The organism is Cupriavidus sp. SIMBA_020 (genome assembly GCF_046535395.1).
Lineage (GTDB): Bacteria > Pseudomonadota > Gammaproteobacteria > Burkholderiales > Burkholderiaceae > Cupriavidus > Cupriavidus campinensis.
On record NZ_JAWRWU010000018.1, the window covers coordinates 1 to 24,633 of the forward strand.

At 68.1% G+C, this 24,633-nt stretch carries 22 protein-coding genes; 14 read left to right on the forward strand and 8 right to left on the reverse strand.

Annotation, left to right across the window (positions count from 1 at the left end; translation table 11 throughout):
- Window positions 1–216 precede the first annotated feature (216 nt).
- A complete protein-coding gene (locus SB751_RS25290) occupies window positions 217–837 on the reverse strand; it encodes an FMN-dependent NADH-azoreductase (protein ID WP_144195149.1) in 621 nt (206 codons plus the stop codon).
- Between the two features lie 148 nt (window positions 838–985).
- On the opposite strand from SB751_RS25290, the gene SB751_RS25295 reads away from it, so the two are divergent.
- From SB751_RS25295 to SB751_RS25305, 3 genes are all read left to right on the forward strand, one after another.
- Window positions 986–2,005: a LysR substrate-binding domain-containing protein gene (locus SB751_RS25295; RefSeq protein ID WP_144195151.1), complete on the forward strand. Its 1,020-nt coding sequence runs from the start codon at window positions 986–988 to the stop codon at window positions 2,003–2,005.
- Window positions 2,006–2,126: 121 nt separating this feature from the next.
- On the forward strand, window positions 2,127–2,540 hold the full coding sequence (locus SB751_RS25300; protein WP_144195153.1) for a DoxX family protein: 414 nt from the start codon (window positions 2,127–2,129) through the stop codon (window positions 2,538–2,540).
- A gap of 4 nt (window positions 2,541–2,544) precedes the next feature.
- Window positions 2,545–3,144 carry a DUF4136 domain-containing protein gene (locus SB751_RS25305; RefSeq protein ID WP_250025310.1) on the forward strand — a complete coding sequence of 200 codons (600 nt, stop codon included), beginning with the start codon at window positions 2,545–2,547 and terminating at the stop codon, window positions 3,142–3,144.
- Here the strand turns inward: SB751_RS25305 and SB751_RS25310 are convergent.
- A complete protein-coding gene (locus SB751_RS25310) occupies window positions 3,101–4,351 on the reverse strand; it encodes an EAL domain-containing protein (RefSeq protein WP_410748676.1) in 1,251 nt (416 codons plus the stop codon). The two genes, SB751_RS25305 and SB751_RS25310, sit on opposite strands and share 44 nt — an antisense overlap.
- Window positions 4,352–4,521: 170 nt before the next feature.
- Here SB751_RS25310 and SB751_RS25315 point away from each other — a divergent pair, with 170 nt between their 5' ends.
- From SB751_RS25315 to SB751_RS25325, 3 genes are all read left to right on the forward strand, one after another.
- Window positions 4,522–7,650: a DNA translocase FtsK 4TM domain-containing protein gene (locus SB751_RS25315; protein ID WP_410748677.1), complete on the forward strand. Its 3,129-nt coding sequence runs from the start codon at window positions 4,522–4,524 to the stop codon at window positions 7,648–7,650.
- Window positions 7,651–7,680: 30 nt separating this feature from the next.
- Entirely contained in the window at window positions 7,681–8,070 is a 390-nt protein-coding gene (locus SB751_RS25320) for a cupin domain-containing protein (RefSeq protein WP_211943062.1), read from the forward strand.
- Between the two features lie 154 nt (window positions 8,071–8,224).
- Window positions 8,225–9,709, forward strand: a complete 1,485-nt coding sequence (locus SB751_RS25325; protein WP_144196216.1) for a glycine betaine ABC transporter substrate-binding protein — start codon at window positions 8,225–8,227, stop codon at window positions 9,707–9,709.
- Window positions 9,710–9,727: 18 nt separating this feature from the next.
- On the opposite strand, the gene SB751_RS25330 is transcribed toward SB751_RS25325, so the two are convergent.
- On the reverse strand, window positions 9,728–11,140 hold the full coding sequence (locus SB751_RS25330) for a PLP-dependent aminotransferase family protein (RefSeq protein ID WP_410748678.1): 1,413 nt from the start codon (window positions 11,138–11,140) through the stop codon (window positions 9,728–9,730).
- Between the two features lie 188 nt (window positions 11,141–11,328).
- On the opposite strand from SB751_RS25330, the gene SB751_RS25335 reads away from it, so the two are divergent.
- Both SB751_RS25335 and SB751_RS25340 read left to right on the forward strand, forming a co-directional pair.
- Window positions 11,329–12,606 carry a cytochrome c gene (locus SB751_RS25335; RefSeq protein WP_144196218.1) on the forward strand — a complete coding sequence of 426 codons (1,278 nt, stop codon included), beginning with the start codon at window positions 11,329–11,331 and terminating at the stop codon, window positions 12,604–12,606.
- A gap of 5 nt (window positions 12,607–12,611) precedes the next feature.
- A complete protein-coding gene (locus tag SB751_RS25340) occupies window positions 12,612–14,474 on the forward strand; it encodes an NAD(P)-binding protein (RefSeq protein ID WP_144195165.1) in 1,863 nt (620 codons plus the stop codon).
- 26 nt (window positions 14,475–14,500) lie between these two features.
- Here SB751_RS25340 and SB751_RS25345 read toward each other — a convergent pair whose 3' ends face one another.
- Window positions 14,501–14,941 carry a MarR family winged helix-turn-helix transcriptional regulator gene (locus SB751_RS25345; RefSeq protein ID WP_092297785.1) on the reverse strand — a complete coding sequence of 147 codons (441 nt, stop codon included), beginning with the start codon at window positions 14,939–14,941 and terminating at the stop codon, window positions 14,501–14,503.
- Window positions 14,942–15,422: 481 nt separating this feature from the next.
- Between SB751_RS25345 and SB751_RS25350 the strand changes: the two genes are divergently transcribed.
- Window positions 15,423–16,622: a BamA/TamA family outer membrane protein gene (locus SB751_RS25350; RefSeq protein ID WP_211943060.1), complete on the forward strand. Its 1,200-nt coding sequence runs from the start codon at window positions 15,423–15,425 to the stop codon at window positions 16,620–16,622.
- Between the two features lie 38 nt (window positions 16,623–16,660).
- On the opposite strand, the gene SB751_RS25355 is transcribed toward SB751_RS25350, so the two are convergent.
- Entirely contained in the window at window positions 16,661–17,197 is a 537-nt protein-coding gene (locus SB751_RS25355; protein ID WP_211943059.1) for a carboxymuconolactone decarboxylase family protein, read from the reverse strand.
- A gap of 153 nt (window positions 17,198–17,350) precedes the next feature.
- On the opposite strand from SB751_RS25355, the gene SB751_RS25360 reads away from it, so the two are divergent.
- The 4 genes from SB751_RS25360 to SB751_RS25375 all read left to right on the forward strand — a co-directional run bounded on the left by SB751_RS25360 (window position 17,351) and on the right by SB751_RS25375 (window position 21,827).
- Window positions 17,351–18,289, forward strand: coding sequence for a helix-turn-helix transcriptional regulator (locus SB751_RS25360; protein ID WP_144195171.1), 939 nt, complete (start codon window positions 17,351–17,353; stop codon window positions 18,287–18,289).
- Window positions 18,290–18,425: 136 nt separating this feature from the next.
- Window positions 18,426–19,343, forward strand: coding sequence for a Ku protein (locus SB751_RS25365; protein WP_410748679.1), 918 nt, complete (start codon window positions 18,426–18,428; stop codon window positions 19,341–19,343).
- 45 nt (window positions 19,344–19,388) lie between these two features.
- Window positions 19,389–20,228, forward strand: a complete 840-nt coding sequence (locus tag SB751_RS25370; RefSeq protein WP_144195175.1) for a tetratricopeptide repeat protein — start codon at window positions 19,389–19,391, stop codon at window positions 20,226–20,228.
- Window positions 20,229–20,246: 18 nt separating this feature from the next.
- Window positions 20,247–21,827, forward strand: a complete 1,581-nt coding sequence (locus SB751_RS25375) for an EAL domain-containing protein (protein ID WP_410748680.1) — start codon at window positions 20,247–20,249, stop codon at window positions 21,825–21,827.
- Window positions 21,828–21,843: 16 nt separating this feature from the next.
- On the opposite strand, the gene SB751_RS25380 is transcribed toward SB751_RS25375, so the two are convergent.
- The 3 genes from SB751_RS25380 to SB751_RS25390 form a co-directional block, all read right to left on the reverse strand.
- The gene (locus SB751_RS25380) at window positions 21,844–22,281 is read right to left on the reverse strand and encodes a lysozyme inhibitor LprI family protein (RefSeq protein WP_410748681.1); all 438 of its coding nucleotides are present in this window, start codon (window positions 22,279–22,281) and stop codon (window positions 21,844–21,846) included.
- Window positions 22,269–23,009, reverse strand: a complete 741-nt coding sequence (locus tag SB751_RS25385) for a LysM peptidoglycan-binding domain-containing protein (RefSeq protein WP_149135913.1) — start codon at window positions 23,007–23,009, stop codon at window positions 22,269–22,271. The genes SB751_RS25380 and SB751_RS25385 overlap by 13 nt, the downstream gene beginning before the upstream one ends.
- A 134-nt stretch (window positions 23,010–23,143) precedes the next feature.
- Window positions 23,144–23,977, reverse strand: a complete 834-nt coding sequence (locus tag SB751_RS25390) for a class I SAM-dependent methyltransferase (protein WP_410748682.1) — start codon at window positions 23,975–23,977, stop codon at window positions 23,144–23,146.
- Between the two features lie 81 nt (window positions 23,978–24,058).
- Here SB751_RS25390 and SB751_RS25395 point away from each other — a divergent pair, with 81 nt between their 5' ends.
- Window positions 24,059–24,481 (forward strand): helix-turn-helix domain-containing protein, encoded by a 423-nt coding sequence (locus SB751_RS25395; RefSeq protein ID WP_211943056.1) that lies wholly within the window; start codon window positions 24,059–24,061, stop codon window positions 24,479–24,481.
- Window positions 24,482–24,633 lie beyond the last annotated feature (152 nt).

Here is a 24,633-nt window from a genome sequence, read left to right on the forward strand (position 1 = left end):
AACGCCTCGTTGTACTTCGCCATGAAAAACACCCCAAAGGTTGAACGGGTGTCCAACTTTTGGGGTGCAGTTCACGCCCGGGAGGGCGCAGCCTTAGGAAAAACCGGTGCCAAGGGAGGCGGCACCGTTACCACGGAGGAGCAGAAAGCGGATCAGTCAGCGAGCGGTCCCGTCAGCGGTCCCGTCAGCGGACCCGTCAGCGGACCCGTCAGCGGATCAGGCTGCGGCGCGGGTGGCGTCGTTCAGCGCGGCGATGGCCGTGCGGGCGGCGGCGAGGCCGGCTTCGCGGCTGTCCGGGCCCATGGCCAGGCCGTGGGCACGCACGATCGAGATATCGGAGATGCCCAGGAAGCGCAGGACCGTATCGACGGTGATCTCATGCAGATCCAGTGCGTCGGCGTTCTGGCGGACACCGCCGCGGGACGACACCACGATGGCGCGCTTGCCCTTGAGCAGGCCTTCCGGGCCGGCTTCGGTGTAGCGGAAGGTGCGGCCAGCTTGTGCCACGCGGTCGATCCAGGCCTTGAGCTGGCTCGGGATGCCGAAGTTGTATTGCGGTGCGCCAATCACGACGACGTCGGCAGCCAGCAGTTCGGCCAGCCAGGCTTCGGTGCGATCCAGTTCGGCTTGCTGCACGGCGTTCAGGCCATCCTTCGGGCCGCCCAGCACGGGCAGCAGGTTGCCGGTCAGGTGGGCCGGGGCGTCCTGGTCCAGGTCACGCACGGTCACCTTGGCGCCGGGGTTCTTGGCAACCAGGTCGGCCACCACGCTGGCGGTCAGCGAGCGCGAAACGGAGTTGTCACCAAGGACGCTGGAATCGATCTGCAGGATGTTCATGTCTTTCTCCACTAGGGTTCGGTTGGATGGAATGAACGATAGCGGCTGGGCATTGGTGCCGGTAGTGAGGCAAAATGCAAATAATTGTTCTACCTTCGCAACGACCTACCTCCTTCAACGCCCCCATCGCCCCCCATCGGAGAGCCGGATGCAAGACCTCAATGACCTGTCGCTGTTCGCCCAGGTGGTACAGCACGGCAGTTTCTCGGCCGCGAGCCGCGCCAGCGGCGTGCCGAAATCGCGGCTTTCGCGCCGCATTGCCCAGCTGGAACGCGACCTGGGCGTCCAGTTGCTGCGCCGGACCACGCGTCAAGTGCGCGTAACACCACTTGGCGAGCAGTACTACGCGCGTTGCCGTGACATGCTCCAGGCCGCCGAAGCCGCGCGCGAAGTGATCGAACATGCCCGTGAGCAACCGGGCGGCTCGCTGCGCATCAGTTGCCCCGTGGCCATCGCCCAGATCCTGCTCGCGCCGTGGATCGGCGGCTTCATGCGCGCCAACCCCGGCATCAAGCTGGAAATCGAGGCCACCAACCGGCGCGTGGACGTGATTGGCGAGGGCTACGACCTGGCCCTGCGCGTGCGCGACGTGCTCGAAGATTCCAGCCTCGCCGTGCGCACCTTCGGCAAGGGCGAATTGCGGATGGTGGCCAGCCCGGCGCTGCTGGACAGCATCGGCCGCCCGCGCACCCCGCAGGCGCTGGAAGGCATGCCCGGCGTCGGCCAGCGGCCCCATGACGGCAAGTTCATGTGGACACTGTTCGACAAGGCCGGCGAATCGGTCCATATCCAGTACGACCCCAAGCTCGTCTGCGACGAATTCGCGCTGCTGCGCGAGGCCGTGCTGGCCGGCGTAGGCGTGGCCATGCTGCCGGGGATGTACTGCCGGGACGAGATCGCGCGCGGTGAGATGGAAGTGGTGCTGCCCCAGTGGGATTTGCCGATGGGCGTCCTCCATGCGGTGTTTCCGTCACGCAAGGGCGTGACGCCGCCGCTGCGCCGCTTTCTCGATTTCCTGGCCGAGGTATTGCCCGAGACCGCGCGCCGGGTGGGCATGATGACGACGGGCGTCATGCCGATGCACGCGGCGCCGCCTTTCGCGGCACCCCCGCCATTGGCGCCGTCCTCGACCATCCTTTCGCCCCCGTCGGACAAGCCGCAGTCCTGACGCCCGGCTCGTCCGCATTGCGGCTTTACCTTCACGCCAGTACACACTAAGGTACTTGTGCGGCGCCCCGGAGGGCGGGGGCCGCACCCCGTTTCCAAACCAAGGGCAAGGAGGCGCAGCAATGAGTCGCACGCAAGGTTCGCAGGACCTGGGCAAGGCCATCATCCGGATCGTGTTGGGCGTGTTGATCCTGCTCCATGGCATTGCCAAGCTGATGGCGGGGCCCGGTTTCGTCATCCAGACGGTGACCCAGGCCGGACTGCCTTCTTTTGTGGCTTACGGCGTCTATATCGGCGAGGTGGTGGCGCCCATCCTGCTGATCATCGGGCTGTGGACGCGGCCGGCGGCGTTGATCGTAGCCATCAACATGATCGTCGCGCTGGCGCTGGTGCATGCGGGGCAGCTCAATATGATCAACAAGAACGGCGGCTGGGAGCTGGAGTTGCAGGGCATGTTCCTGGCCAGCGCCATCGCCGTGGCGCTGCTCGGCGCGGGGCGCCTCAGCGTGGGTGGCGTCGATGGCAAGTGGAACTGACACCATGCGCACCCCGCTTCCGATCCAGATCCTGAGCCGCGCCCGTGGTGCCCTCGGCGTCGTGGCACTCGCCACGCTGGCCGGCTGCGCCACCGGCCCCGAGATCCGCACCGACTACAACCGGTCGGCAGACTTCTCCGCCTATCGCACCTTTGGCTTCGTACCCCGGCCCGGCACCGACCGGCAGGGCTACGAGAGCCTGACCACGCAGTATCTGAAGGCGGCGGTCCAGCGCGAAATGACGGCGCGCGGCTATCGGTATACCCAGCAGTCGCCGGATTTGCTTGTCAACTTCAACGCGCGGCTGCGCCAGAAGGTGGTCAGCGACCCGGCGCCGCTGCCACCGCCCGGGTACATGGGCTACTACGCCTATCGGGGCGGCATGTACGGGCCGTGGCCAGGCTACGGCTTCTATAACGATACCTACGTGTATACCGAGGGCACGCTCAATATCGATCTGGTCGATGCCCGGAAGAACCAGCTGGTCTGGGAGGGCGTGGCGCAGGGTGACGCGAGCCGCGTCGATCCGCAGGACAGCCAGCCGGCGATCGATGCCGTGGTCACTCAGATTTTCGCGAAATATCCGTTCCGGGCGGCGCCGTAAGCCCGGCCCATGCCGGCGCCGCGGCGAGGAAATCGTCCGGCGCCAGCGGGGCCGACCACAGGTAGCCCTGGCCCAGGTCGCAACCAAGCGCCGCCAGCGCCGCGCGCTGCGACACCGTTTCCACGCCTTCCGCCACGCATTCGCGCCCCAGGTCGCGCGCCAGCGCAATCACGTGCCGGCAGATCGCCGTGCGCTGGTCGTCGCCCTCCACATGCCTGACGAACGAGCGATCCAGCTTGATCTGCGTGAATGGCAGATCCGCGAGTAATTTCAGCGTGGCGATGCCCACGCCGAAGTCGTCGATCGCCACCCCATAGCCCAGCAGCCGCAACTGGTTCAGCGCCACGGACAGCGCCACGGGGTCCGGCACGGGGCATTCCTCGGTCAGTTCGATCACCAGTTGCCGCCGGGGCAGGCCGGCGGCGGCCACCATCGCGTCCAGCTTTGGCAGTGTTTCCGGCCGGCAGAGCGTACGCGCGGAGGCGTTGACGCCCAACACGATCTCCAGCCCGGCCGCGCGCAGGCGCCGATGCATGGCCAGGCATGCCTTTATCGCCAGAAAGAGGATGGGATCGGCGGCGTCGAGCATTTCCAGCCGGCCGATGAAGCGGTCCGGCGGCACGTTGCCCAGCGTGGGATGGCGCCAGCGGCACAGCGCCTCGGCGCCCGCCAGCCGGCCCGTGGCGAGGGCGAATTGCGGCTGGAGCACGATGTGGAAGCCATCGGGCACGGCGGCGAGCAGGGTGGCATCGTCGGGCGTTGCCGCGTCCGGCCGTGCGCCATCGCCGTGCGCGGCCTCGGCCAGGATGCCGGCCAGCTCGGCCGGCTCCAGCGGCTTGCGCAACGCGTGCACGGCGCGCAGGCCGAGCGCCTCGGCCAGCCGCTGGTGCGAATCGAGGATGTCGGCGTCCTGCGCGGTCATCCAGACCCAGGCGGGCGCCGTGGCCGCGAAGGCCCGGTCCCCACGCCGCGCCAGTTCGGCCATCAGGCCCGGGCCGTTGAGCTGGGGCATCGCAATGTCGCAGAACACCACGTCGAACGATTGCGCGGTGAGCCGGTCCAACGCGTCCGTGCCATTTTCGGCTTCCACGATCTGCACTGCGCCGAGGGCGCGCAGCATGTCGGCGGCCACGGCGCGCTGGAACGCGTGGTCCTCCACCAGAAGAATGCGCAGCGCGGAAATCGGCGAGGTCAGGGAAGCGGCCACGGAGAGGGGTGCAGAGAGGAGCGTTGCGGCGATGGTACTCCCGCGCGGTCGCTGGTCATGCAGAGTCAGAGAATCCTCTGATTTTTGGCAATTGGCCGGGATTGGCGCCATCCGGGGCGCTCAGACCCGCTACAATCGCTGCCCGTAGTTTTGACGTTTTCATATTCATCATGGGTCTGGGCTGGTTCGGATTGTCGACCTTCTGGCTGTTGCCGCTGGCATGGCGCACAGCAACGCGCGCGCTTGCCGGCGACCGCCGGCCGTTTGGTCGTGGCTCGCTGCGGGTGTGGCTGGGTACGCTGCTGGTGCTGGGCGCCAGCGCCACGCTGGAGTCCCTGACGGCGGCCGAAGGCGAGGGCGCCGGCGGCGCCGTGGGGCATGCGCTGGCTGGGCTGGCGTCCAACCTGCTGGGCTGGACCGGCGCGCTGCTGATGATGCTGGCCGTGCTGGGGCTGGCCGCGCCGATGGTCTTTGGCGAGACTTGGCGCAGCCTGTTCCTGCTGCGCAAGCCGCGCGCGCAGGACGATGCGCCGCGTCAGCCGGCACGTCCCGCCGCACGCCCCGAGTCCCGCACCGATGCCGGCGCGTTTGCCGGCGTGGCGGCGTCGCCGTCGCTGGCAGCAGGGCGCGAGGGGCTGGACCGTTGGGAAACCACGTCCCTGCCCACCCATAGCGCCGCCGGCTGGAGCCCCACGCCGCCGCGCACCAAGCAGATTGAGGCGGTCTCCGCGCGCAAGCAGCCGGCATGGCAGCCGCCCCCGCGCACGCGCCAGTCGCCGCCGCAACCGGGCGAGATCTGGCTGCATCACGCCGATTCACCCGGCGCCGTGAAGGCGGCGCCCGCCAAACCGGCGGCCGTGGTGCCACCGCAAGCCGCGAAGCCGGCTCCGGCGCGGCAGCCGGCCCGGGCCGCTGTGCCCAACCCGGTGCCCACCCCGGTGCCCAACCCAACGCCCAATCCCGCACCCACCCCTGCGCCACAAAAGCCCGTCGCGCCGCGCGCGACCGTGGTGAGCAGCCCATTCCGCAATCCTGCACTCGGCCTGCGCTCGGCCATCACTACGTTGCCGGAAGCCGCACAGGCGGCCACGGTGGCGGTGTCCGCCGCCACGTCCGACGTGGCCGTCATGGAGCCGCCCGCCGTGACGGCGACGACGGCGATCGAGGCCAAAGTCGTGGCCCGCGCGGAAGCCATCGTGAACGGGATCGACGATCTTGCTGTGGTGGATGCAGTGGATACGATGGCGGCGCCAGCGCCCGCCGCCGTCCCCGCGACACCCGACGCGCCGGTGACGCTGGCCGCGATCCGCCAGGAGGCCATGGATCTGCTGGCCGAACTGCGCGCGCTGGCGGGCCGGGCAGGGCAGGAGGCTGCGCCGGTGGCGGTGGCGGAAACGCCCGTGGCCGAGCCTGAAGCGGTTGAAGAACCGGTGGCGGAGGTGCTTGCCGAGCCGGAAGCCGCGCCGGAGCCCATCGTTGCCGCCGAGCCCGAACCCGAGCCCGATCCCGAGCCCGATCCCGAGCCCACGTTCTCCGTGGCAGACGCCGTGGCGTCGGCCGATTTCGTCATCGAGGCGCCCACGCCGTCACCGGCCGCCGCCGAGGCATCGGACGATGACGCGAGCGACGACACAGGCGAAGAAAACACCCCCGCGTTCGACGCCAACACGCTGGTACAGCCCGCGCCCAAGCCGCGCATCGTGCTGCCTGCGGTAGTCGGCAGGACCGTGCCGCTGACGCCGGCTGTGGCCCCATCCGCGCCCGCCGCCCCCGTAGCAACCCCAGCCCCGGTCACCCCGCCGCCGCCGCCCCGCATCGTGGACTACCGCCTCCCGGATGCCGGCCTGCTCGAATCAGCGGTCGAGAGCGGCGAGGAAGTCTCCGAAGCGCATCTGCGCGAAACGGGCGAGCTGATCGCCCAGCGTCTGGCCGAGTTCAAGGTGCCGGTGTCGGTGGTTGGCGCCAGCGCCGGGCCGGTCATCACGCGCTTCGAGGTGGACCCGGCCATGGGCGTGCGCGGCGCGCAGGTGGTGGGGCTGATGAAGGACCTTGCGCGCGCGCTCGGCGTGACGTCGATCCGTGTGGTGGAAACCATTCCCGGCAAGACCTGCATGGGGCTGGAGTTGCCCAACGCGAAGCGCCAGATGATCCGGCTGTCCGAGATCGTGGCTGGCGCGGCGTTCCAGTCGCATGCCTCGCGGCTGGTACTGGCGATGGGCAAGGACATCACCGGCAACCCGGTAGTGACCGATCTCGCTCGCGCGCCGCACCTGCTGGTGGCCGGCACCACCGGTTCGGGCAAGTCCGTCGCGGTCAACGCGATGATCCTGTCGATGCTGTACAAGGCCACGCCGGAAGACGTGCGCCTGATCATGATCGACCCCAAGATGCTCGAGCTGTCGGTCTACGAGGGCATTCCGCACTTGCTGGCGCCCGTCGTCACGGACATGAAGCAGGCCGCGCACGCGCTGAACTGGTGCGTGGGGGAGATGGAAAAGCGCTATCGGCTGATGTCCGCGCTCGGCGTGCGCAATCTGGCCGGCTACAACCAGAAAATCCGCGCGGCCGAGGCAGCCGGCGAGAAGGTGCGCAACCCGTTCTCGCTGACGCCGGACGCGCCCGAGCCGCTGTCCACGCTGCCGCTGATCGTGGTGGTGATCGACGAACTGGCCGACCTGATGATGGTGGCTGGCAAGAAGATCGAGGAACTGATCGCCCGGCTGGCGCAGAAGGCACGCGCGGCGGGCATCCACCTGATCCTGGCCACGCAGCGGCCGTCCGTGGATGTCATTACCGGCCTGATCAAGGCCAATATCCCGACGCGCGTGGCGTTCCAGGTGTCGTCGAAGATCGATTCGCGGACCATCCTCGACCAGATGGGCGCGGAAAGCCTGCTGGGGCAGGGCGACATGCTGTTCCTGCCGCCCGGCACCGGCTACCCGCAGCGCGTGCATGGCGCGTTCGTGGCGGACGACGAGGTGCACCGGGTGGTGGAGCACTGGAAGCAGTTCGGCGAGCCTGACTATGATGAAGCCATCCTGGCCGGCGATACGCCGGAAGGCGCCACCGACCTCTTCGGCGAGAGCGGCGGCGAGGGCGAGTCTGACCCCCTGTACGACGAAGCGGCCTCGTTCGTGCTGAATTCGCGGCGGGCGTCGATCTCCGCCGTGCAGCGCCAGCTGCGTATCGGCTACAACCGGGCCGCGCGGCTGATCGAGCAGATGGAAGCGGCGGGGCTCGTCTCGCCGATGGGCCGCAATGGCACGCGCGAGGTACTCGCCCCGGGCGGCCCCGAATAACCCGGCTGGCCAGGGCGGAGGAAACCACCAATGACACCGATCCACGGCAACCTGCTGCATGACGTGCCGGCGAATGCGCCGGGCGAGGTGTTTACGGCGCTGACGCAGTGGCAGGGTGCCGGCGACGTGCGGATCGAGCGGATCGTCTCCAACGGCCAGGCCAGCCCGCCGGGCTTCTGGTACGACAGCCCCGAGGACGAATGGGTGCTCGTGGTCAGCGGCAGCGGCGCGGTGGAGATCGAGGCCGGCGCCACGCACACGCTGGGCGCGGGGGACTGGCTGCACCTGCCGGCCCATTGCCGCCACCGGGTGGCCTGGACCGATGCGGCCCAGCCGACCATCTGGCTGGCCGTGCATGTCGCGCGCCAGCCGTCCGGCGCACAATCCGGCAACCAATCCGGCGCACAATCCGGCGATTAACCCGGCGCACAACCCGGCGCACAACCCGGCCGCCAGGCTGGCCCGACTTCCTGATCCACTGCCGTTATGATGTCGGGACATCCCCACGCGGAGCCCCGGCTTGCCTGCCTCGACCCAGCGTTTTCCCACCGTATTCCCGCTGCTCGTGGCGTGGATGGCGCTCATGGCGGCCCTGCTGTGGGCCCGCCCGGCCCAGGCCGAGCCGCTGCGCGTGGGCTCCAAGCGCTTCACCGAGTCGTACATCCTCGGTCAAATCCTGACCCAGACCGCCGCCACCGCCGCGAATAGCGCGGCGCGCCACCTGCCCGGCCTGGGCAACACCGCCATCGTCTTCGAGGCGCTCAAGGCGGGCAGCATCGACCTCTATCCCGACTACACCGGCACGCTGGCCGGCGAGATCCTGAAGCTGCCGCCCGGCGCCACGCTGGCCCAGATCAACGCCGCGCTGGCGCCGATGGGCCTTGGCGCGGGCATCCCGCTGGGCTTCGAGAATACCTATGCGATCGCCGTCGCCGACGCCCGCGCGGGGAACCTGCGCAAGCTGTCCGACCTCGCCGGCCAGCCCCGGCTGCGGCTTGGCCTGTCGCACGAGTTCCTGGGCCGGGCCGATGGCTGGCCGATGCTGGCGCAGCGCTATGGCCTGCCGCAGCGGCCGGTCGGCATCGACCATGGCATTGCCTACGAGGCAATGGCCGAGGGGCAGATCGACGCCACCGACATCTATTCCACCGACGCCAAGATCCGCAAATTTCACCTGCGCGTGCTGGAGGACGACCGCCACGTCTTTCCGCGCTACGACGCCGTGGTGGTCTACCGGCTCGACGTACCGCGCCGGCATCCCGCCGCATGGCAGGCGCTGCAGGGGCTGGCCGGGCGGATCAGCGTGACGGACATGATCGACATGAACGCGGCGGCAGAAATCGATGGCGAGTCGTTCGCGGCCATCGCGCGGCGGTTCGTGGGCGGGGCGGGGGCCGCGTTGGTGACTGAAAAGAAGGGCGACCGGCGCGAGGGCCTCGGCGGCGTGCTCTGGAGCGCCGATACCTGGCGCCTCACCGTGCGGCATCTGGCGCTGGTGGGCGGCGCGGTGGGCGCGGCCACGCTGCTGGGCGTGCCGCTCGGGATCATCGCGGCGCGGCGGCGCCGGCTCGGGCAGGTGGTGCTGGCCGTGGTGAGCGTGTTGCAGACGATTCCGTCGCTGGCGCTACTGGCCATGCTGATTCCGCTGCTGGGCCAGATTGGCGTCTGGCCGGCCATGGTCGCGCTGTTCCTCTACGCGCTGCTGCCCATCGTCAGAAACACCTGTACCGGATTGCAACAAATCGCGCAGGGCATGCGCGATGCGGCGCGCGCGCTGGGTTTCCGGCCCGCGCAGGTGCTGCGCTACGTGGAACTGCCGCTGGCGATGCCGATCATCCTGGCCGGCGTGAAGACGGCCACCATCATCAGCGTGGGTACGGCGACCATCGCCGCCTTCGTCGGGGCAGGCGGCTACGGCGAACGGATTGCCACCGGCCTGGCGCTCAACGATTCCACGCTGCTGCTGGCCGGCGCAGTGCCGGCAGCGCTGCTGGCGCTGGCCATGCAGGGCGGCTTCGGGCTGGTGGAAGCGTACTGGGCCTGGCGCCGCCGCGCCTGAATCGTCGGGCTTCTGCCGCTATCGGCGGGCTTTGGCCAGCGTGCCCAGCGTCTTCACGGCGGCCTCGGCCGTATCGTTCCAGGCGTGCCCGTAGTTGATCCGGATGCAATGGCGATAGCCCTGCCGCGCCGAGAACACCGGCCCCGGCGCGATGCCGATGCCCGCGGCCCGGGCGGCCTGATGCAGCGCCAGTGCGTCGAAGCCTTCGGCCAGCTCCACCCACAGGAAATAGCCGCCGTCAGGCTGCGATACGCGCACATCGTCGGGGAAATGCCGGCCAATGGCTGCGATCATCTGCCCCTGCTGCATTTCCAGCACATGGCGCAGCCGGCGCAGGTGCTTGTCGTAGCTGCCATGGCGCAGGTATTCGGCCAGCGCCAGTTGCGTGGGTACGCCGGCGGACAGCGTGGTCATCAGCTTCAGATGGCGGATGGCCTCGCCGTAGCGCCCGGGCGCCACCCAGCCGATGCGGAAGCCCGGCGCGAGCGTCTTCGAGAACGAACTGCAGTGCATCACGAGCCCTTCGGTGTCGAACGCCTTGGCCGGCAGCGGGCAGCGATTGCCGAAGTACAGCTCGCCATAGACATCGTCCTCGATCAGCGGCACACCGTGGCGCGCGAGCAGGGCCACCAGCGCGCGCTTGCGGTCCTCGACCATGCTGGCGCCCATCGGGTTCTGGAACTGGGTCATGAACCAGCACGCCTTGATGCGATGGCGCCCGAGCGCCGCCTCCAGTGCGTCCAGATCGAGGCCATGCACGGGGTCGACCGGAATTTCCACCGCCTTGAGCCGGAGCCGCTCCAGCGCCTGGAGCGCGGCGTAGAACCCCGGCGACTCGATGGCCACCACATCGCCCGGCTCGGTCACGGCCATCAGGCACAGGTTCAGGGCGTCGAGCGCGCCGTTGGTGACGATGATGTCGTCCACCGGCTGCGGCGCGCCGGTACCGAGGTAGCGCAGCCCGATCTGCTGCCGCAGCGCGGCGTTGCCCGGCGGCAGGTCGTCCACGCTGTTCCACGGATCGAGCTCGCGGCCGGCGCGCGCCAGCGCCTTGCCGAGCCGCTCCCACGGGAACAGTTCGGGCGAGGGGAAGGCGGAGCCGAACTGCACCAGATCGCGCTCGCGCGCGCCATCCAGCACGGAGAAGACCAGCCGGGACACATCGACCTCGGTGGACACCTTCTGCGGCGCGTGCGCCCGGGGCGCTGGCAGCACGCGGGTGGCGGCGCCCGCGACGTAATAGCCGGACCGCTCGCGCGCCCGCACCAGCCCGCGCTCTTCGAGCCGGTAGTAGGCCTGGAAGGCCGTGGACGGGCTCACGCCATATTGGGCCACCGTCTTGCGGATGGACGGCAGGCGCGTGCCGGGCGGCAGCGTGCCGTTGCGGATGTCGGCGGCCAGTGTCTCGGCCAACGCTTCATAACGTTTCATGCTTTGGGAATCGGCGCAAATCTGATACGGTAAAAAGTCATGCGGCTGATTCTGTTCCGTTTCGGGCTCAGGCCGCAAGATGTTGGGTCCAATCCGTCCCCATGCAGTCCGATTACAGGATGCGCCCCATGCGATGTTTCGGAAGGTGGTTGCCGGCCGCCCTCGCCGTGCTTGCGGCCTTGACCGTGATGACCGTACTGACGGCGCTGCCCGCGCGGGCAGCGGCGCCGGCGAGCGCGCCGTCCCCGGAGCAGATCGCGCGCGGCCGCTACCTGGCGGGCATCGCCAACTGCGCCGCCTGCCATACCAGGGAGGGCGGGGCGCCCATGGCCGGCGGCCTGCCGCTGCGCACCGGCGCCGGCACGGTCTATTCGACCAACATCACGCCCGACGCCGCCACGGGCCTCGGCCAGTATTCGCTCGATGACTTCGACCGCGCCGTGCGCCGTGGCGTGGCGCGCGACGGCAAGCGTCTCTATCCGGCCATGCCGTACACGTCCTATGCGCGCATGACGCGTGACGACGTGGCGGCGCTCTACGCCTACCTGCGCGCCGAGGTCAAGCCGGTCAGCCAGTCCAACCCGGGCGCCGAGATGCGCTGGCCGTACAGCATGCGCTGGCTGCTGGTGCCCTGGAACTGGCTGAACTTGCGCGATGACCCGGTGCGCACCGACGCCGCCAGGGGCGCCGCCTGGAATCGGGGCGCCTACGTGGTGCAGGCCGTGGCGCACTGCGGCGCCTGCCATACGCCGCGCGGGCCGCTGTATGGCGAGAAGGGGCTGGACGAGCGCAGCCGGCACTTCCTGGCGGGCGCCTCCGTGGAAGGATGGTCGGCCACGAACCTGACCGGCGACCAGATCACCGGCCTCGGCGCGTGGTCGAAGGCGGATGTGGCCGAGTACCTGCGTACCGGCCGCAACGCCCACGCCACCTCCTTCGGGCCGATGTCCACGGTAATCGCTGCCTCCACGCAGCATATGGCGCCGGCCGATCTGGACGCCGTGGCCACCTATCTAAAATCGTTGCCGGGCACGCGCGGCGAAACCCAGCCATTCCGCTACGACCCCGCCGTGACCACGCTGCTGGAGCAGGGCCGTTTCGACGCTGCCGGCGCGCGCCAGTACGCCACGTTCTGCATGCCTTGCCACAACGCCAACGGACGCGGCTTCGCGCGGGTGTTTCCGCCGCTGGCGGGCAACCCGACCGTGGCCGATCCGGACCCGGCGTCGCTGATCAACCTGCTGCTCGAGGGCGCCGTGACCGCGCGCGTGGGCACCGCGCCCACCGATTACCACATGCCCGGCTATGGCTGGACCATGGAAGACCAGGAGCTGGCCAACCTGCTCACGTTCATCCGCGGCAGCTGGGGCAACCGCGCCGCGCCCGTGACGGAGGCCGCCGTGGCCGCCCGCCGGCGCGAACTCGGCACGCCCACGCCCGAACCCGTACGGCCCCCATCGCGCTGACGCCCATGACGATCACCCGTAGAGACTTCCTCAATGGCGCCGCGCTGAGCATTGCGGCCGGTATTGCCCCGGCGGGGCTGGTTGGTCAGGCACGGGCCCAGGCCGCAGCGGCCGGCTACCCGCCTGCGCTGACCGGGCTGCGCGGCAACCACGCCGGCACGTTCACGCTGGCCCACGGCCTGGCGCGCGAAGGCACTACGTACCCGACCGTGCTGGCGCGCGAATCGTATGACCTCGTGGTGGTGGGCGGCGGCATCAGCGGGCTGGCCACGGCGTGGTTCTATCGCCAGAAGTTTGGCGCGGACCGGCGCATCCTGATCCTCGACAACCACGACGACTTCGGCGGCCACGCCAAGCGCAACGAATTCACGGTGCGCGGCAAGACGCTGGTGAGCTACGGCGGCAGCGCCGAGATGCCGCCATCCGCCACCGACAGTACGGCCATGCGTGCGATGCTGGCCGGGGTGGGCATCGACATCCGCACCGCGCCGCCACCGAGCCAGGGAGACGCCTATCAGCGCCGGGGCCTGGGCCGCGCGGTGTTTTTCGACGCCGAGCACTTCGGCCGCGACCAGTGGCTCGCGGGCGACCCGTTCGCAGACGGGATCGATGCCCGGAACGCGGGCGGCCAGCCGCCCACTGACGCCATTGCCCATTTTCTCGATGCCGCGCCGCTGCCCCCGGCAGACCGGCAGGCCCTGCTGCGGCTGGCGCAGGGCGGGGTGGACTATCTCGCCGACATGATTGGGGCCGATCGCACGGCCTACATCCAGCGCACGCGCTACGCGGTATTCCTGCGCGAGAAAGCGGGGCTGGGCCTGCCGGGCGTGCGTTTCCTGCGCAGCCGCAGCCACGATGCCTATGCGCTCGACGCGGATGGCATCTCGGTGGCGCAGGCCATCGCCATCGGCCTGCCGGCGGGCGCGGGCATGCCTGCGCGGGTGCTCGATCCGCGCCTCGGCAAGTCGCCGGCCTCGCGGCTCTGGTTTGCCGATGGCAACGCCACGCTGGCCCGGGCGCTGATCCAGGCCCTGGTGCCGGGCGTGTCCACGGCGCCGCGCGGCGGTGCGGGGCTGGCCGATGCCCGCTTCGACTATGCCCGGCTGGACCGCGACGGCAGCCCGGTGCGCGTGCGCCTGAACAGCACGGCGGTGGCCATCGAACCCGATGTGCGCATCACGCGCGTGACCTATGGCTGGCAGGGCAACCTGCAACGCGTGGAGGCGCAGCACGTGGTGGTGGCCGGCTACAACATGATGGTGCCGTTCATCCTGCCGACGCTGCCGGCGCCGGCCAAGGCCACGCTGCGCGCGTGCGTGAAGGCGCCGGTGGTGTATACGAAGGTGGCGCTGGACGACTGGCGCGCCTTCGAGACCCTCAAGGCGTGGCGCGTCCACGCGCCAACCATGCCGTATTCGGACCTGTGGCTGGAGGCGCCGGCTGGCGCTGCTGTCGATCCCGCCAACCCGGTGGTCCTCCACATGCTCTACGTGCCCACCGTGCCGGACAGCGGCATGAGCGCGCGCGAGCGCTTCCGCGCCGGCCGGGCCTTCCTGCTCGGCACGCCCTTCGACGCCCTCGAACGCGAAATCCGCGCCCAACTGGACCGCATGCTGGCCCCGGGCGGCTTTGCCTCATCGAAACAGGTGCGTGCGATCACGCTGAACCGCTGGGCGCATGGCTACAGCTATATGCCTGGCGGACTGGCGCCGGACGACGCCACCCTGCAGGCCGCGCTGGAGCAGGCCGGGCGTGGGGTGGGCAATGTGCGGATTGCTGGCGCGGACAGCGCCGGCAGTGCATCGGTGACGGGGGCGGTCGATACGGCGTGGCGCGCCGTGGACAGCCTGTCCCGCCCCGCCGCCTAGCGGCGGCAGGGGGGAAACGGCTCCGGTCAGTTGCCGGTAACGAACTTCTGGAGCAGCCGGCGGAATTCCTCGAATTCTTCCTCGCTGAAGCCCTTCAGGTGGTGGTTCAGCACCTCCGGCGCGATATCGGGAATCTGCGTGGCAACCGCCTTGCCTTTCTCGGTCAGGATCAGGTTGACGACGCGCCGGTCGTCGATGCTGCGGCTGCGCTCCAGCAGCCGCTTTTCCTCCAGCTTGTCGAGCATGCGCGTCATCAGCCCGCTGTCGATGCCCAGCAGCTTGCTGATCTCGAACGGCGTGGTCGCCATGCCGCGGTTCAGCGACAGCAGGATGCCCATCTGCTGGCCGTTGATGTCCAGCGGGCGCAAGGCCGAATCCATCTCCAGCAGCAGGCTGTTGCGGGCCTTGTTGAGATGAAAGCCGATGCTCTGTGTGAGCTGGAAGTTGTCTTTGGTGTAGTGGTTCACTGCGCTTACCCCCTTTGCATCCAATCGATCAAGTCGCGCGATGACTCGCCGGCGCGTAAGCGCGGCGGAAATAGCCGTCTGTTCGTTGCCTTCGGTTGCGTGCGCGCATACGCCGTGCGCGCCGGAACATGTGCCGCATGCCATGTTCCGACTTAGTCTGGCAAATCTTGCAAAAAATGTGAATTCAATTTTATTGTGATTTGATTTAAATACCGCTGGTATCTAAATTAGCACCGGGAATAATCCCCTAGATAATCACCCATCCGGGTGGACTGATTTTCTGTCGAGTTAAACCGGATGACCCGAGCGGGTAAGTTGCAAGGTACGGCATCGACACTGGCCCGGGCCGCGCGAAAAAGAAAACTAAACACGCCCGCAAGAACGTTCATATCGGCAATCCGGTCACGGGGGCGCAGGCTACGTTACATTCGCCGCAGAGCGTCGCCCCATCGCGCACGCCAGCTCATCGATGAGAGCCACCATGCATCCATTCGCCCGGGCCCTGATCGCGGGCCTCAGTGCGGCTGCCGCATCGGGCGTTCTGGCCCAGCCCGTACCGGACGCGCTGGTCCCTTCGCAGGCGCAGCCGCCAGCCGCCGCGCCGGGAAAGACGGAAAAGCCGCCGCTGTCGTTCTTCGATCCCGAGGACGGCATGCTCGACATGAGCGATTTCCTGCTCCACCACAAGGGCGCGCTGCCCGTGCCGACCATCATCACGGAGCCGGCGGTCGGCTATGGCCTGGGGCTTGGGCTGCTGTTCTTCTCGCAATCGCTGGCGGACCGCGCCGCCGAGTCCCACGCCAGCGGTGAAGGCCCCGCGCCGCCCAATATCACCGGCATTGGCGGCGCCTATACCGAAAATGGCACCTGGGCAGCCGGGCTCGCGCATTTCCATACCTGGCAGGGCGACCGCATCCGCTATCTGGGTGCGATTGCCAAGGTGAGCGCAAATCTCGAGTATTTCGGGCTGTCGAACCAGCCGCGCCACTATTCGCTCGACGGCGTGTTCCTGGTGCAGCAAGTGCTGTTCCGTGTGGCCGATTCGCGCTGGTATGTCGGGCCGCGTTATACCTATTTCGATTCCACGGCCACATTCAAATTCGGCGGCAGCGCCCCGGAAGTGGGGGGAGTGACCAGCGAACAGCGCATCGGAAAGGGTGCACTCGTAGTCGATTATGACTCCCGCGACAATATTTTCTTTCCGGGTCGCGGTATTTATGCCGAATTCGAGGCCCAGTTCGCACGCGGGGCACTCGGCAGTTCGCAGGACTTCAATATGTATAACGCGCGCGGTTTCACCTGGCTGCCCATCGCGCGCACGCTGATCCTGGGGCTGCGCGCCGACACCAGGTTCTCGACCGGCGATGTGCCGTTCTATGCACAACCCTATGTCGATCTGCGCGGCGTGCAGGTGGGCCGCTACCAGGATCGCAACGCCGTCGTCTCGGAAGTGGAGTTGCGCTGGGACGTGACGCCGCGCTGGTCCGTACTCGCCTTCAGCGGGGTGGGCAAGGCGTACGGGCGCTGGAATGATTTCGCGGACGCCAGCACCGTGGTCAGCGTGGGCACCGGCTTCCGCTATGTCATCGCGCGCAAGCTCGGTATTTCGATGGGAATCGACATCGCCCACAGCCGTGACCAGAACGCCTTCTATATCCAGATGGGCAGCGCGTGGCGCTGACTGGCTGACCACGCACCGCCCATCATCGGCCCGGTTCCTTACACGGCCGGGAAGTCCAGCGTGGTGTCGTTCACGCGGTTGATCATATTGGTGAACAGGATGGCACCTACCGCGTGCACCGCCTCCACGATCTGCGTGTCGTTGAAGCCGGCGGCCCGCACCGCCTCCACGCTCGCGGCCGGCAGCGTGCCGCGCGTGCGCACCAGTTCGAGGGCAAATTGCACCAGCGCGTCGGTCCGGGCGTCCTGCGGATAGCTGCCCTGGCGCAGCTGGCGCGTTTCCTCGGCGGTATAGCCGGCCAGCTTGGCAATCATCGTATGGGCAGCCACACAATAGTCACAACCACTGTGCTCGCTCACGGACAGGTTGATCGCTTCCAGTTCACGCGCAGAGAGTGAACTTCCCTTCACGACTTCGCCGGCATGCAGCGTCTGCGCCAACACGGCCGGCGCGTTGCTGCCGATGGTGGCGTACATATTCGGCACCTTGCCGAGGCTCTTGCGGATCGTGCCGAACAGTTCGGCGGCCTGGCCGGTGGCTTGCTGGACGGGGGCGGTATGGAGACGGGTGGTCATGATTGAAGTTCCTTGCTGGTTCGATAGTTGAGAGATCGGGGTTCCTTTGCTGCGGAGGCACCGTGCTGCGTGGCGCTTCCTTGGACTCCATAGTAGGAGTGCCGGCGATCCGAATGGACTAGAATTCACTCAACTTTTTGCTCAATCGTCTCAATGGACAGTCTTAGCGAACTCATACGCCTCCTGGCCCCGTCGGGCACCGTGGACCTGCGTTGCCGCGTGGCGGGGGTCTGGTCCGACTTCAACGCCCAGGCCGCGCCGGGGCACGTGCCGTATCACGTGATCCTGGAAGGCCAGATCGAGATCACTGTGGGCGATGCGCGCCTGCGCGCCACCGCCGGTGATGTGCTGCTGTTCCCGCACGGTGCCGCCCACACGCTGATGGGCCTGCAGGCCGGCTCGCGCACCGTGGCGCCGTCGCGCCATTTCAACGGGGTGGTCACCGAAGTCACCGTGCCCGGCGCCGCCGCACCACTGGACATCCTGTGCGGCACCTTCGTGCTGGGCAGTTCGGCCGATGTGCTGCTGCGCACGCTGCCGGAGGTGCTGTGCATCGGCACCGACGATGCCAACCGGCACGGGGATGCAAGCTGGTTGCGTGGCCTGATCGGCATGATGCATGCCGAGGCGGACCGGCCACGGCCGGGCGGGGCGGCGATTGTGGCGGACCTGTCCACGGCGCTGTTCACGGTGCTGCTGCGGGCCTTGATCCAGCGGGGCGGGGTGTCGCGCGGGTTGATCGCGCTGATGGCGGATGCCCGCATGACGCGCGTGGTGGAGGCGGTGGTGCGGGCGCCGGAGCAGCCATGGACCGTCGATAGCCTGGCCGCGCTGTGCAACGTCTCGCGCGCCACGCTGGCGCGGCGCTTTGCCCAACTGGGCGGCATGACGCCGCTGGAACTGGTGACCACGTTGCGCATGGAGCGCGCCGCCCGGCTGCTGCGGCAGGATGGGCTTTCCGCCGCTGCCGTGGGCGAGCAGTGCGGCTACGCCTCGCAGGCTGCGTTCGGCCGCGTGTTCGCCCAGCATTTCGGCATCGCACCGGGCGCGTACCGGCGCCAGCATCGCGTGCGCCGTGTGGCGGAGGCGTGAAAAATGTGCATCATCGCCTACATTTACGTTGTAGGAGGTGACCCGTCACAAACTCGCGGCGTGCGCCCGCTGGCGGGCAGGGCCCCGCGTTGACTAGACTCGACGGAACCACAGGAGTCTTCAGGAGGGCTGCGCCATGGCCGCACGTTCCATCGCCTCGCTATCCATCAGCTTCGGGCTGGTGTCGATTCCCGTAAAAGTGTTCTCGGCCACCGAGAGCAAGTCCGGCATCAGCTTCAACCTGCTGCACAAGGGCTGCGGATCGCGCCTGCGCCAGCAGTACATCTGCCTGAAGGAAGACGTGGTGGTGGAACGCGCCGACATGGTCAAGGGCTACGAGTTCGAGAAAGACCGCTATGTGACCTTCACGCCCGAGGAACTCAGCGCGCTGGAGGAAGCCGCGCAGCAGACCATCGACATCGTCTCCTTCATGCCCGCCGGCGCGATCGACCCGATCTACTACGACAAGCCCTACTATCTGGGCCCGGACAAGCGCGGCGCCAAGCCGTACAACCTGCTGGCCGAGGCCATGCGCAAGACCAGGACCTGCGCGCTGGCCAAATGGTCGTGGAAGGGCAAGCAGTACATGGTGCAGATCCGCGTGGGCGACGATGGCCTGATCCTCCAGCAACTGCTCTATGCCGACGAGGTGCGTGACATGGCCGACCTGCACGTCGAGGAAACCGATGTGCAGCCCGCCGAGCTGGCGCTGGCGCAGCAGTTGATCGAACAAAACTCGGTGAAAGGCTACGACGCCTCGGCCTATACCGACGAGGAGAAGCAGCGCATCCTTGACCAGATCGACAAGAAGATCGCCGGCAAGAAGATCACCGTGGCGGTCGAGGCCCCGGCGCCGTCCGGCGGCGAGGTCATCGACCTGATGGAAGCCCTGCGCAAGAGCATCGGCGCGAACAAGCGCCAGCCGGCGGCTGCCAAGAGTGCGGGGAAGGCCGCCGCGCCGGTTGCAGAGACCGCGCCGCGCAAGACCGCCCGCCGTGCCGCCGCGCCGGCCAAGACCGCTGCCGAGCCAAAACGCGCCCGCAAGCAGGGCTAGCGCCATGAGGGAAGCCGCCATGGAAGCCACGATGGATGCGTATTGATGGATGACTACTCCATGCGCGATGTCCAGGGCGTGCTGGGCATCTCGCGCACCGTGGTGACGGCGCTGATCGCCGCCGGCGTCATCGCGCCCCGGCGCGGCGCACGCCAGGCCTACCGGTTCACGTTCCAGGACGTGGTGCTGCTGCGCACGGCCCAGTCGCTGCGCGATTCGCGCATTCCCACGCGCCACATCACCCGCTCCCTGAAACGGCTGCAAGGGCTGGGCGAGGGGCGCCCGCCCACCGGCCTGCGGCTGTCCGCCGTGGGCGGCGACGTGACCGTGCAAGACCGCCAGGGCCGCTGGCATGTGGACACGGGCCAGTTCGTGCTGGACCTGGACGCGGCCGGCAGACTGCCGCAGCCATCGGGCAATATCGTCGATCTGCGACGCGCGCGGGCACCGTCTTCACTCACGGGCGACACCGATCCCACTGGCTGGTTCGAACGCGGCGTGGCCAGCGAGCAGCATGACGACGCCACCGGCGCGGAAGCGGCCTATCGGCAGGCCGTGGCAGCGGCGCCGGATTACCTCGATGCCTGGCTGAACCTGGGCTGCCTGCTGAGCGAGCAGGGCCGCCATGCCGACGCCGTGGCCAGCTACCGGGCCGCGCTGGCGGCATTGCCCGCGCAGCCGCTGCTGCACTTCAACCTCGGCGTGGCGCTGGAAGACGCCGGCGCGCCGCGCGAGGCGCTGGAGAGCTACCACGCGTGCATCGAAATGGCCCCCGATTTCGCCGATGCGCACTACAACGCCGCGCGGCTGCACGAAGCCCTCGGCGACCCGCGCCGCGCGATCCGGCATTACAACCAGTACCGCCGGCTAGAGCCGGTGGACTAGGGGAGGGGTATTTTTGGCATGGCATGGCGCGACCGCTTCGAGGGATGGTCTTTCTCGCCCGTCACATGGCTGGTGTCGCTGCTGGTGTGTGCGGTGACCACGGCGACTGCGTTGTGGGTGGGAGAGCAGTACGCCCAGCAGCTGGTGGACCGCCGCGAGTCGATGGTCGCCCGGGACGTGGTGGCCGCCATCGAACGCATCATCGCCACCGTGGAGCGCGAGGGCGCCCGGCACGTGGCGCCGCTGGCCGGCAAGCCCTGTGCGGAGATCGGCCGCCCGCTGCGCGAGCGCGAAAGCTACATCCCCTATGCCCGCGCGGCGGCCATGGTGGCCAATGACGTGATCTATTGCTCGTCGGCACGTGGCGAGATCAAGGTGCCGCTGAGCTGGTATTTCGGCGATAACACGGCCGCCGCACGACACCAGCGCATCGTGCTGGTGGGCCGCACGCCGTTCCGCGAGCAGGCGCCCGCGCTGGTGCTGTACCTGCCCAGCGCCAGCCAGCCCTCGCAGGGTGCGGTCTTCGTGATCGACAGCACCTACCTCGTGGACACCCTGGCGCACGGCAAGGAATTCGGCGCCGGCACCATTGCCCTGAGCGTGGGCGAGGCCATGATGGACCAGGACGGCACCTACCGTGATGCGCCCACCCCCATCCCGCTCAGCACGCTGGCCCGCTCCAGCGCCTATCCGCTCGCCGTGGCGGTGGTGGCCTCCCCGGCGTTCTCGTCGGAATTGATGCGCCGCTACGGGCTGTTCGTGGGCGCCATCGGGCTGCTGTTGGGGCTACTGGCCGTGGCCGGCTTCCTGATCGTGGCCGCGCCGAAGCGCCTGCTGCTCCAGGCCGTGCGGCAGGGCCTGCGGCGCCGCGAGTTCCATCTGGCCTACCAGCCGATCGTGGCGGTGCGCACGCGGGAGACCATCGGCGTGGAAGCCTTCCTGCGCTGGCGCCATCCGCGCTGGGGCATGATCCCGCCCGCGTCGTTCATCGAAACGGTGGAATCCACGGCGGTGATCGACGACATCACGCGCTTCGTCCTGCATCAGGCCGTGAACGACATGAACCGCTACTGTCCGACGCGTGCGCTCCATGTGGCCGTGAACGTGGCACCGCTGAACCTGCGGCGCAAGGGCTTCGCGGCGGAGCTGGCGGCATTGCAGGCGTCGATGCCGGCCGGCTCCGGGCTGGTGGTGGAGATCACCGAGCGCCACCTGCTGGCCGACCACGGCGCAGCCATGGAAGCGTTCGACCGCCTGCACCACGCCGGCATCCGCCTGGCCGTGGACGACTTCGGCACGCGCAACAACAACCTCGACATGATCCGCAACTTCCCGTTCGACTACCTGAAGATCGACCGGCAGTTCACCCAGGACGTCTCCCCGGACGGCCGGGCCCTGCTGCGCAGCATCGTGGCGATGGCGCACCACTTCCGGCTGGTGGTCATCGCGGAGGGTATCGAGTCGGAAGCCCAGCACGCCTTGCTGGCGGAAGTTGGCGTGGACTGCGCCCAAGGCTACCTGTACCGCCGCCCGGCTAGCGCGTGGGAGATTCTGGGCGACGGGGAGGTGCAGGAGTCGAAGGCGGTAGTGGCGGCTTAGGTGGCCGCCATCGCCATTACTTCAAAGGCAGGTCGACCAAGGCCCGCTGAAGCTGATCGGCGCGCCAGGCGTTGAGTTCGGCCTCGCAGGCCAACCGCCTGATTTCCAACGCGTTGCCAATCGCGCCGCCGCCCAGCGCTGCGGCAAGCGAGCACTGATCCTTGCGATAGGTGGCAAAGGCTTTCGTGCTGGCAGCCAATCGCACTTTTGCGAAATTGACGTATTTGAGGTCTTCATCCCATCCGGCAAGTCGGCCACTGGCCTCCGCCTCGGCAGCCTTCAATGCTTTCCGACTTTCGTCGACTTTCGCCACAAGGCATTCGCGCATGCCAGCCTGCGAATACGCTCCGCACGCTTCGCGCAAGGTCCGCTCGGTGGGCGTAGCGGCCGGCGCCGCGTAGGCCGGTGTTAGACCGAGTGCCAGCCAAAGGGCGACGGATTTTATTGCACGCATGATGCCGGAGTGCCTGTTTTAACGAGAGTCAACGCAACGTCGAGCTTTTTCGCGTAGTGCAAATCGCCGCCGCCGTTATAACGCTGGGCAATCGTCGACGTGGTAATAGGGCGCCATGCCATAATGACACGTTGAATCGATGCCTTCTGGTATTTGAGGATCTGACCGGGCCGCAGCACGGTGACTCCGGGGTTCAGATTCCGAAGACTTTCCACCGTCGTCCCATACATTCTTGCCATTCGGTCCAGGCTGTCACCGGGCTTGACCGCTACCTGCTGCGCGTGATGACCGGCGTGCGGCACGGTGCGGTGTTCCGAGATAGCCATGCGCATCAGCAGATAGCCGATGCCGGCTCGAATATTGTGTGCGGGCATGGCTTTGGCTGACTGCGCAGTCAGGCGGACCCTCCACGCGGGAGGAATAATCAATTCGCCGCCTTCCTTTCCTGATAGGAAGGCCGTCAGACCGGGATCGCCGGGCACGCCGATTTGCATCGGTTTCCGCGTCCATTCGTTGCTCGCCGCACCTGACTCCACCCATAGCATCGCCTTGATCAGGTACCAGTCGAGGGGGCGGTATCCAGCGACCCCAGCCAGATGCCGATTGTATTCATCGACCGCCAACCGGATTTCGCAGTCCCACGTTCGCCAGGCCGGGTTGCCAGGCGCTGCACGAATGCCGTCCACCCATTTATCGAAACCCGATTTTTCCGCCGATTGAATAGTCATGTTTGTTCGCCGAAAGCGATGCCAGAGATCCGGCCATCCTATTCAGATCGGGAGAGGGACGCCAATGGAGTTATTTCATGTCAGTTTGGACGGTCTGCTATGGATTTTTCTGATGGATGCCGGATTGCTACGGCTCACCCCTCCGCCCCAATCATCCAGCACGCCACATCCAGCCTGACCGTCTTGCCGTGCACGTATGGGGCGAACGCCGGGCGCACGGCATCGATGATGGCTTTCCGGCGGCTTTCGTCGAGGTCGGGGAGGATGCGGCCCAGGGGGCCGAGGCGGGTGATGTAGGTGAGCAGGTCTTTTTTGGCGAAGGTGCACGTGACGTCGATGGGCTGGAGGCTGATGCCGTGCCAGCCGCTGTCTTTTAGGATTTGTTCGACGCGGGCGGCGTTGGCGAAGGCGAACTGACCGGGGGCGTTGGGTTGGCGCTGGGGCAGTTCGGGCAGCAGCGGGGCGGCGGCCTGTTCGGCGGTGGTCATGAAGGGGTTTTCGGCGGCGCTGCGCCAGGCGATGACGCGCAGCGCGCCGCTGGGGCGGAGGGCCTGGCGCAGGTTGGCGAAGGCGCGGACCGGGTCGTCGAAGAACATCACGCCGAAGCGGGACACGATCAGGTCGAAGCTGGCCGGGGCGAAGGCGTGCGTCTGGGCATCGGCGAGGATGAATTGCGCCGGCACTTGCTCGCGTGCGGCGCGGGCCTGGGCGGCGGCGAGCATCGGGGCGGAGATGTCGATGCCCGTCGCATGGCCGGCCACCCGGGCCACGGCCACGGTGGTGCCGCCGGTGCCGCATCCCACGTCCAGGACGGCGCGGGCCTGGCACTCGGCGGTGGTCTGGGCCAGCAGGTCTTCGAACGGCTGGAACAACTGGTCGAGGATCGCCTGGGCATCGACCCAGGCATTGCCGGCCGTGCCGTTCCACAGCGCGGTCTGGGAGTCATCGGTCGGGCGGGTGGCATCCATGCGGGTCTCCTGGCTGGTCTGGCTTGTCTGCGGGGGGCGAAGCCTGCAATATGCCAGTTCAAGTCAACTTGAGGTCAAGACGTGAGCCTGGAAATTTCCGAGGTGGTGCGCCAGTCGGGCGTACCGGCCTCCACGCTGCGGTTCTATGAGGAAAAGGGCCTGATCGTGCCCATCGGCCGGCGAGGGCAGCGCCGCGTGTTCGATGCCGGGGTGCTGGAGCGCCTTGCGCTGATCGCGCTGGGCCGTGCCGCCGGGTTCTCGCTCGACGAGATCGGCGCGGTCTTCGTGCCCGGTGGGCAGCCGCGCATCGACCGCACGATGCTGGCCGACAAGGCCGACGCACTCGACCAGACCATCCGCAAGCTCACCGCCATGCGCGACGGCCTGCGCCACGCCGCGGCCTGCCCGGCGCCGAGCCATATGGAGTGCCCGACCTTCCGCAAGATCCTTGGCCTTGCCGCCGCCCAGCAGGCCCGGCCCCGGCGGCGACGTCCTCCCACTTAATTCCATTGGATGGAATTGGCCCATCGCGCCGATTCCCGCCGAAGCCTAACCTGTAGCCATTCCAGACACATGCCCCGCACCCGCGAGGGCGTGGCTAAACGCTACAGGAGACAGCCTTGGCACTTCCCAGCATTCGTTCCGTTTCCCTTGCC

Coding starts and splice junctions, on each gene's coding strand:
- SB751_RS25290 (WP_144195149.1), bottom strand. CDS start 837: ATGAACATCCTGCAGATCGATTCCAGCGTCCTTGGTGACAACTCCGTT.
- SB751_RS25295 (WP_144195151.1), top strand. CDS start 986: ATGCAAGACCTCAATGACCTGTCGCTGTTCGCCCAGGTGGTACAGCAC.
- SB751_RS25300 (WP_144195153.1), top strand. CDS start 2,127: ATGAGTCGCACGCAAGGTTCGCAGGACCTGGGCAAGGCCATCATCCGG.
- SB751_RS25305 (WP_250025310.1), top strand. CDS start 2,545: ATGCGCACCCCGCTTCCGATCCAGATCCTGAGCCGCGCCCGTGGTGCC.
- SB751_RS25315 (WP_410748677.1), top strand. CDS start 4,522: ATGGGTCTGGGCTGGTTCGGATTGTCGACCTTCTGGCTGTTGCCGCTG.
- SB751_RS25320 (WP_211943062.1), top strand. CDS start 7,681: ATGACACCGATCCACGGCAACCTGCTGCATGACGTGCCGGCGAATGCG.
- SB751_RS25325 (WP_144196216.1), top strand. CDS start 8,225: ATGGCGCTCATGGCGGCCCTGCTGTGGGCCCGCCCGGCCCAGGCCGAG.
- SB751_RS25330 (WP_410748678.1), bottom strand. CDS start 11,140: ATGAAACGTTATGAAGCGTTGGCCGAGACACTGGCCGCCGACATCCGC.
- SB751_RS25335 (WP_144196218.1), top strand. CDS start 11,329: ATGACCGTACTGACGGCGCTGCCCGCGCGGGCAGCGGCGCCGGCGAGC.
- SB751_RS25340 (WP_144195165.1), top strand. CDS start 12,612: ATGACGATCACCCGTAGAGACTTCCTCAATGGCGCCGCGCTGAGCATT.
- SB751_RS25350 (WP_211943060.1), top strand. CDS start 15,423: ATGCATCCATTCGCCCGGGCCCTGATCGCGGGCCTCAGTGCGGCTGCC.
- SB751_RS25355 (WP_211943059.1), bottom strand. CDS start 17,197: ATGACCACCCGTCTCCATACCGCCCCCGTCCAGCAAGCCACCGGCCAG.
- SB751_RS25360 (WP_144195171.1), top strand. CDS start 17,351: ATGGACAGTCTTAGCGAACTCATACGCCTCCTGGCCCCGTCGGGCACC.
- SB751_RS25365 (WP_410748679.1), top strand. CDS start 18,426: ATGGCCGCACGTTCCATCGCCTCGCTATCCATCAGCTTCGGGCTGGTG.
- SB751_RS25370 (WP_144195175.1), top strand. CDS start 19,389: ATGGATGACTACTCCATGCGCGATGTCCAGGGCGTGCTGGGCATCTCG.
- SB751_RS25375 (WP_410748680.1), top strand. CDS start 20,247: ATGGCATGGCGCGACCGCTTCGAGGGATGGTCTTTCTCGCCCGTCACA.
- SB751_RS25380 (WP_410748681.1), bottom strand. CDS start 22,281: ATGCGTGCAATAAAATCCGTCGCCCTTTGGCTGGCACTCGGTCTAACA.
- SB751_RS25385 (WP_149135913.1), bottom strand. CDS start 23,009: ATGACTATTCAATCGGCGGAAAAATCGGGTTTCGATAAATGGGTGGAC.
- SB751_RS25390 (WP_410748682.1), bottom strand. CDS start 23,977: ATGGATGCCACCCGCCCGACCGATGACTCCCAGACCGCGCTGTGGAAC.